General features: G+C 73.7%; 7 protein-coding genes. All 7 read right to left on the bottom strand.

What is annotated here, in order from left to right; translation table 11 throughout:
* Nucleotides 1–543: 543 nt before the first annotated feature.
* A complete protein-coding gene (gene tyrS / locus KMZ30_RS18600; RefSeq protein ID WP_215513968.1) occupies nt 544–1,818 on the bottom strand; it encodes a tyrosine--tRNA ligase in 1,275 nt (424 codons plus the stop codon).
* 124 nt (nt 1,819–1,942) lie between these two features.
* Nucleotides 1,943–2,566, bottom strand: coding sequence for a DNA-3-methyladenine glycosylase (locus KMZ30_RS18595; protein ID WP_215513969.1), 624 nt, complete (start codon nt 2,564–2,566; stop codon nt 1,943–1,945).
* Between the two features lie 4 nt (nt 2,567–2,570).
* Complete coding sequence (argH, locus tag KMZ30_RS18590) at nt 2,571–4,016, bottom strand: argininosuccinate lyase (RefSeq protein ID WP_215513970.1); 1,446 nt, start codon at nt 4,014–4,016, stop codon at nt 2,571–2,573.
* Nucleotides 4,013–4,516, bottom strand: a complete 504-nt coding sequence (locus KMZ30_RS18585; RefSeq protein ID WP_207024900.1) for an arginine repressor — start codon at nt 4,514–4,516, stop codon at nt 4,013–4,015. The genes argH and KMZ30_RS18585 overlap by 4 nt, the downstream gene beginning before the upstream one ends.
* Nucleotides 4,513–5,460: an ornithine carbamoyltransferase gene (gene argF / locus KMZ30_RS18580; protein ID WP_215520092.1), complete on the bottom strand. Its 948-nt coding sequence runs from the start codon at nt 5,458–5,460 to the stop codon at nt 4,513–4,515. Before argF ends, KMZ30_RS18585 begins: the two co-directional genes overlap by 4 nt.
* Nucleotides 5,457–6,671 (bottom strand): acetylornithine transaminase, encoded by a 1,215-nt coding sequence (locus tag KMZ30_RS18575; RefSeq protein ID WP_215513972.1) that lies wholly within the window; start codon nt 6,669–6,671, stop codon nt 5,457–5,459. The genes argF and KMZ30_RS18575 overlap by 4 nt, the downstream gene beginning before the upstream one ends.
* On the bottom strand, nt 6,664–7,611 hold the full coding sequence (gene argB, locus KMZ30_RS18570) for an acetylglutamate kinase (RefSeq protein ID WP_215513973.1): 948 nt from the start codon (nt 7,609–7,611) through the stop codon (nt 6,664–6,666). The genes KMZ30_RS18575 and argB overlap by 8 nt, the downstream gene beginning before the upstream one ends.
* Between the last annotated feature and the right edge of the window lie 5 nt (nt 7,612–7,616).

The raw sequence follows: 7,616 nt of genomic DNA, 5'->3' as shown, positions 1-7,616 counted from the left end.
TGTTCGTCATCAACCAAAGGAAAAACTCGGCACCACCACACCCCTCACCCGAACGGGCAAAGAACGAAGCGATGCGACGAGGTAAAAATTGGCATCGATTCTTGACACGCTGTTGAGTTCTCAAGGTTCGGACGCGCACCCACGCGCACCTCATCGAGGCGTTCGTCGGGGCTGTTCCGTGGGAGTTGCTGTCTCCGGGGCTCTCGCTCCGTGGCAACCACTCCAAGTTACCCTCTCCGTTCCGTCCCGGTCAAACTCGCTCCGTGCGGGGCTCGCTGTCCGGTGGGGCCGGCCACGCGCTCTCCGTGCACCGTGGTGCGCGGGTCCTGCGTGGGGGGTGTCAGCTCGGTGGTCCGGCCTACTTGGTGCGGGGCTGGACGGCCCTGCCGCTTGGTGTCCGGTTCGCCCTCTCGGGCTGACGTCGAGAACAGTAGATGACTTCTCGCGCCGAACACAAATCCGCTCCCCCGCCGGATGCCTGCTGCCTCCAGAACACGACGAACCCCGCTGCAGCACAGCGGGGTTCGTCGTGGACTGGTTCGTTCAGGTGCTCGATGACGTCTCGACGAGCCCCGCCGCGAGGTTCTTGCGCCCACGGCGCAGCACGACGACGCCGCCCTCGAGGACGTCGTCGGCGCCCAGCACGGCGTCCGGGTCGGTGACCTTGGCGCCGTTCACCGAGGCCCCGCCCTCCCCGAGCGTCCGCCGCGCGGCGTTGCGGGAGTCGGCGAGGCCGACCGCGACGAGCGCGTCGACGAGGGGCATCCCGACCGTCACCGCCCCCGAGGGCAGCTCGGCCGCGGCGTCGCGCAGCGTCGGGCCGTCGAGCGCCCGCAGGTCACCCTTCCCGAACAGCGCCTCGGCGGCGGCACGTGCGGCGTCGGTCGCGGCCCGCCCGTGGACGAGCGTGGTGACGTCCTCGGCGAGTGCCCGCTGCGCGGCCCGCTTCCACGGCTCGTCCTGCACCTGGCGCCCGAGGTCCTCGATCTCCTCGCTCCCCCGGTCCGTGAAGACCTTAAGGAGGGTGACGACCGAGGCGTCCTCGACGTTGAGCCAGTACTGGTAGAAGGCGTAGGGGCTGGTCATCGACGGGTCGAGCCAGATGGCGTTGCCCGCGCTCTTGCCGAACTTCTCGCCCGAGGAGTCCGTGAGCAGCGGGGTCGTCAGGAGGTGGACCGACGCACCCTCGACGCGGTGGATGAGGTCCGAGCCGGCGGTGAGGTTGCCCCACTGGTCGTTGCCGCCGGTCTGCAGCGTGCAGCCGAAGTCCCGGTAGAGCTGGAGGTAGTCCAGCCCCTGGAGGAGCTGGTAGCTGAACTCCGTGTACGAGATGCCCTCGTCGCTGTTGAGCCGCGCCGCGATGGCGTCCTTCTTGACCATCTGGTTGACGCGGAAGTGCTTGCCGACGTCCCGGAGGAAGTCCAGCGCCGACATCGGCGCCGTCCAGTCGAGGTTGTTGACGAAGACCGCCGGGTTGGCCTCGTCGCCCCCGAGGAAGGGCTCGACCTGGCGGCGGATGTTCGCCACCCACTCGGCCGTCTGCTCCTTGGTCTTGAGCACCCGCTCGGCGGTGGGCCGCGGGTCGCCGATCAGCCCCGTCGACCCGCCCACGAGACAGATGACGCGGTGTCCCGCCCGCTGCAGGTGTCGCAGCAGCACGAGCTGGACGAGGTTGCCGAAGTGCAGAGACGGCGCGGTGGGGTCGAACCCGCAGTACGCCGTGATCGGCCCGTCGGCGAGTGCGGTGCGCAGCGCGGACTCGTCGGTGGACTGCGCCACCAGCCCCCGCCACTGCAGCTCGTCGAGGATGTCGGTCACGGTGCGCGCTCCTGGGGTCGTCGGGTGCCGGCGGACGCCGGCCCGGCCAAGCCTGCCACGCGGGGTACCGGCGCCGCCCCGTGGTCCGGCGGTGCGCCAGGCGGAGATCCGTGGCGACGCGGCGTCAGCCCCGGCCCGACGCCGGGCGGCGGCGGGTGACGGCCGCCCGGTAGGGGCTGACCGTCGGCTCGCCCACGAGCCAGAACCGCCAAGGGAAGACCGCCCCGTCGCCGCCGGCTCCGCTCACGCCGACCCGGGGCCCGGTCGCGACGACGGCCGGGTCCACGGGGTCGGCCAGGACGAGCTCGCCGTCCGAGGTCGGGTCGAGGAGGTCGAGCCCGTTCTGCTCGCGCCCGAGCGCGAGGGTGCGAGCGAGCCGCGCGGGCCCGCGCGCGAGGTCGCGTTGCCGCACGCCGGGGCGCCGCTCGGCCGCGGTCGCGTGGCCGTCGACGACCTCGCCGGCCCGCAGCAGCACCGCCGACGCGCTGCCCTCGGTGCCGGTGACGACGTTCGCGCAGAAGTGCATCCCGTAGGTGAAGTACACGTAAAGCAGCCCGGCGCGACCGAACATCACCTCGGTGCGCGGGGTGCGTCCGCGGAAGGCGTGCGAGCCCGGGTCCGCCGACCCGGCGTAGGCCTCGACCTCGGTGAGCCGCAGCGTCACCCCCGCGTGGGTCAGGTGCGCGCCGAGGAGGCGCGGGGCGACGCCGAGGACGTCGCCCCGCAGCACCTCGGCCACGGAGGGCACGGGATCAGCGAGCCCGCGGCAGGTCCCGCGACCAGTCGCGAGCGGTGGCGACGAGCGCCTCGACGCGCCCGAGCTGCTCGGCCACCCTGGCCGGTGCGGTGCCGCCCAGCGCGGAGCGCGAGGCCATCGACCCCTCGACGCTCAGCACGTCGCGGACCCCCGGCGTCAGGTGCGGAGAGATGGCCGCGAGGTCGTCGTCGTCGAGGTCCCACAGCTCGATGCCGCGCTCCTCGCACGCGCGGACCGACTCGCCCGCGACCTCGTGCGCGACGCGGAACGGGACGCCCTGCCGCACGAGCCACTCGGCGACGTCGGTCGCGAGCGAGAAGCCCTGCGGCGCGAGCGAGGCCATCCGTTCCGTGTGGAAGGTCAGCGTGGCGACCATCCCGGAGAACGCGGGCAGGAGGACCTCGAGGGTGTCGACGGCGTCGAAGACCGGCTCCTTGTCCTCCTGGAGGTCGCGGTTGTAGGCCAGCGGGAGCGCCTTGAGGGTCGTGAGCAGCCCGGCGAGGTCGCCGACGAGCCGGCCGGCCTTGCCGCGCGCGAGCTCGGCGACGTCGGGGTTCTTCTTCTGCGGCATGATGCTCGACCCGGTCGAGTACGAGTCGTCGAGCGTGACGAACGAGAACTCCTTGGTCGCCCAGAGGATGACCTCCTCCGCGAGCCGCGAGACGTCGACGGCGGTCATCGCGCAGACGAACGAGAACTCGGCGACGAAGTCGCGCGAGGCGGTGCCGTCGATGGAGTTCTCGATGGCGCCCGCGAAGCCGAGGTCGCTCGCGACGGCCTCGGGGTCGAGGCCGAGCGAGGACCCGGCGAGCGCGCCGGAACCGTACGGGGACAGCGAGGTCCGCGCGTCCCAGTCCCGCAGCCGGTCGACGTCGCGCAGCAGCGGCCAGGCGTGGGCGAGCAGGTGGTGCGACAGCAGCACGGGCTGCGCGTGCTGGAGGTGGGTGCGCCCCGGCATCGGCACGCCGAGGTGGGTGCGGGCCTGGGCGACGAGGGCGTCGACGACGTCGAGCACGAGCCCGGCGACGACGCGGGCGTGCTCGCGCAGGTACATCCGGAAGAGCGTGGCGACCTGGTCGTTGCGCGAGCGGCCGGCGCGGATGCGGCCCCCGACGTCGGCCCCGGCGCGCTCGATGAGCCCGCGCTCGAGGGCGGTGTGCACGTCCTCGTCGGACTCGGCGGGGACGAACGAGCCCGACTCGACGTCGGCGCGCAGCCGCTCGAGGCCGTCGAGCATCGCGTCGAGCGTGGCGTCGTCGAGCAGGCCGGCGGCGTGGAGGACGCGGGCGTGGGCGCGGGAGCCGGCGAGGTCGTGCGGCGCGAGCCGCCAGTCGAAGTGCGTCGACTTCGAGAGCGCTGCGAGGGCGTCGGCCGGCCCGCCGGAGAACCGTCCGCCCCAGAGGCTGACGGAGGCGGTGGGGTCGGCGTCGGGCGGGGTCACGGGGTGTCCTTCCGGGTGTACGACAGGAGCCGGTCGACCACCTCGCGGCTGCGGGCGGGGCCGGACGTGATGACCATGATGGTGTCGTCGCCGGCGATCGTGCCGAGCACCCCCTCGACCGAGGTGTGGTCGATGGCCGACGCGAGGAAGTTGGCGGCGCCCGGCGGCGTCCGCAGGACGACGAGGTTGGCCGAGTGCTCGGCGGCCACGAGCAGCTCCTGACAGCGGGACGCGAGCCGCGTCGTGCGCTCGTCCTCGTCCGGTGCCGGACGCACCGTCCGGTCGCCGCCCTCCCCCGGCACGGCGTAGACGAGCGACTTGCCGACCCGGACCCGCTCGGCCCCGACGTCGACGAGGTCGCGCGACAGGGTCGCCTGCGTCACCTCGATGCCGTCGGCCGCGAGCAGGTCGAGCAGCTCGGTCTGGCTGCGGACCGGCGTCGACTGGAGGATCTCGGTGATCCGCTGCTGGCGCGCCGCACGCGAGGTCGAGACGGTCACGCGCTCGCCCCGGCCTGCTCGACCAGCCACGACAGCAGCGCCTTCTGGGCGTGCAGCCGGTTCTCGGCCTCCTGCCAGACCACCGAGCGCGGCCCGTCGATGACGTCGGCGCTCACCTCGTAGCCGCGGTAGGCGGGCAGGCAGTGGAGGAAGACCGCACCTCCGGCCGCGTGCGCCATCAGCGCGTCGTCGACGGCGTACTTCGTGAACGGGCTGCCCTCGCCCTTGCGGTCGTCGGACTCCGCCTCCTGGCCCATCGAGACCCAGGTGTCGGTCGCGACGGCGTCGGCGCCGGTGACCGCCTCGACGGGGTCGTCGGTGACGTGGACCGAGCCACCGGTGGTGGCGGCCAGCTCGCGGGCGCGCTCGACGACGTCGGCGGCCGGCGGGTGGCTGGAGGGGGTGCCGATGCGCACGTGCAGGCCGGCGGTGACGCCCCCCAGCAGGTACGAGTGCGCCATGTTGTTGGCGCCGTCGCCGACGTAGGCCAGGGTGCGGCCCGGCAGGTCGCCGAGCGCCTCGCGCAGGGTCAGCAGGTCGGCGAGGACCTGGCACGGGTGGAAGTCGTCGGTGAGCGCGTTGACCACCGGCACACCGGCGTACGCCGCCATCTCGGCGAGGTCGGCCTGCGCGAAGGTACGCCAGACGACGGCAGCCGACTGCGGCCCGAGGATGCGTGCCACGTCGGCGACGGACTCCCGCACCCCGACCCCGGCCAGGCGCCCGTCGACGACCATCGGGAAGCCGCCGAGCCCCGACACGGCCCCGACGAACGACACCTGCGTGCGCAGCGTCGGCTTGTCGAAGAGGATCGAGACGGTGCGGGGACCCTCGAGCCGGCGGTCCGAGAACGGCGCGGCCTTGAGCACCAGGGCGCGGTCGAGCACGGCCGCCTGCTCGGCGGGCGAGAGGTCGTCGTCGCGCAGGAAGTGGCGCAGGGTCATCGGGTCTCCTCCGTGGCGAGGTCGAGCAGCCCGGGCAGGGCGTCGACGAACAGGTCGAGCTGGTCGGCCGTGACGACCAGCGGCGGGGCGAGGCGGATGGCGTCGGGCGCCACCGGGTTGAGGATGAGGCCGGCCTCGCGGCCGTGCGCGGCGACGGCCGGCGCCCAGTCGCCGGCGAGCGTGACGGCGCGCAGCAGGCCCGCGCCGCGCACGCCGGTGACCCGCGGATCGGCGAGGGCCGCGATGCGCTGCTCGAGGTGCTCACCCATCGCCCGCGCGTGGTCGACGAGCCCCTCGGACTCGATGGTGTCGAGGACCGCGAGGCCGGCCGCGCACGACAGGGGGTTGCCGCCGAAGGTCGAGCCGTGCTGGCCGGCGGTCAGCATCCCGGAGACCTCGGGGCCGAAGGTGACGAGGGCGCCGATCGGCACGCCGCCGCCGAGGCCCTTGGCGAGGGTCATCGCGTCGGGCACGACCCCGGCCTGCTGCCAGGCGAACCAGGAGCCGGTGCGGCCGACGCCGGTCTGGATCTCGTCGAGGACGAGGAGCGCGCCGGCCTCGGTCGTGACCCGGCGGGCCGCACGGAGGAACTCCGGCGAGGCCGGTACGACGCCGCCCTCGCCCTTGATCGGCTCGAGGACGACGGCGGAGGTGTGCTCGCCGACGGCGGCCTCGAGCGCCGCGACGTCGCCCCACGGCACGTGGACGACGCCGGGGATGAGCGGCTCGAAGGGCTCGCGGTAGGCGGGCTTGTGGGTGAGCGCCAGCGCGCCCGTCGTGCGGCCGTGGAAGGCGCCCTCGGCCGCGACGATGCCGGTGCGCCCGGTGCGCCGCGCGAGCTTGACCGCGGCCTCGATGGCCTCGGTCCCGCTGTTGCAGAAGAAGACCGCCGACCCGGCGGGTGCGTCGGCCACCTGGAGGATGCGCTCGGCGAGCTCGACCTGCGGGACCGACGTGTAGAAGTTCGACACGTGGACCAGCTGGCCGGCCTGCTTCGAGACGGCCGCGACGAGCGCCGGGTGGTTGTGCCCGAGCGCGTTGACGGCGAGGCCGCCGACGAGGTCGAGGTAGCGACGGCCGTCGACGTCCCAGACCCACGCGCCGTCGCCGTGCTCGAGGACGAGCTGGGGGCGGCCGAAGACCTGGACGAGCGCGGACTCGTAGCGGCCGAGGAGCTCCTCGGTGTGCGGGGCGGGCTGTGCGTCAGGCATCCTCGCCCTCCTCCCGGTCCGGCAGGACCATCGTGCCGATGCCCTCGGAGGTGAACACCTCGAGGAGGATGCTGTGCGGCTGACGGCCGTCGACGACGTGGGCCTGCGGGACACCGTTCTCGACCGCGCGGATGCACGCCTCGAGCTTCGGGATCATCCCGGCGTCGACGCGGGTCAGCAGCTCGCGCGCGGCGCCCGCCCGCAGCTGCGACAGGAGCGAGCCGCGGTCCGGCCAGTCGGCGTAGACGCCCTCGACGTCGGTGAGGACGACGAGCTTGCGCGCGCCGAGCGCGACCGCGAGGGCCGCGGCGGCGGTGTCGGCGTTGACGTTGAGCACCTGGCCGTCGACCTCGAGGTCGGGGGCGATGGTCGAGACGACGGGGATGCGCCCGGCGTCGAGCAGGTCGAGCACGGCGCCCGGGTCGACCTCGACGACGTCGCCGACGAGGCCGATGTCCTGCTCCTCGCCGTCGACCGTGACCCCGCGGCGCCGGGCGCCGAAGAGGCCGGCGTCCTCGCCGGAGAGCCCGACCGCGACGGGGCCGTGCTGGTTGAGCAGGCCGACGAGCTCGCGCCCGACCTGCCCGGTCAGCACCATCCGCACGACGTCCATCACCTCGGGGGTCGTGACGCGCAGGCCGCCGCGGAACTCGGACTCGAGGCCGAGCCGGTCGAGCATCCCCTTGATCTGGGGGCCGCCGCCGTGGACGACGACGGGTCGCAGCCCGGCGTAGCGCAGGAACACGATGTCCTGCGCGAACGCCGCCTTGAGCGCGTCGTCGGTCATCGCGTTGCCGCCGTACTTGACGACGACCAGGGCACCGCGGAAGCGCTCGAGCCAGGGCAGCGCCTCGACGAGGGTGGTCGCCTTGGACTGCGCGACGCGCAGCGCCGCGGCGTCGATCGCGCCGCGGAGCGACTGCTGCTCGGGTGGGGTCATCGGTC

The organism is Phycicoccus mangrovi, assembly GCF_018729305.1.
Classification (GTDB): Bacteria; Actinomycetota; Actinomycetes; order Actinomycetales; family Dermatophilaceae; genus Phycicoccus; species Phycicoccus jejuensis.
The sequence above is the reverse complement of the archived record's forward strand: the minus strand, read 5'-3'. Positions and strand labels throughout refer to the sequence as shown.

What these genes read in the sequence shown, in the direction of transcription:
- argB (WP_215513973.1), bottom strand. Translation starts at nt 7,611, where the DNA reads ATGACCCCACCCGAGCAGCAGTCGCTCCGCGGCGCGATCGACGCCGCG.
- KMZ30_RS18575 (WP_215513972.1), bottom strand. Translation starts at nt 6,671, where the DNA reads ATGCCTGACGCACAGCCCGCCCCGCACACCGAGGAGCTCCTCGGCCGC.
- argF (WP_215520092.1), bottom strand. Translation starts at nt 5,460, where the DNA reads ATGACCCTGCGCCACTTCCTGCGCGACGACGACCTCTCGCCCGCCGAG.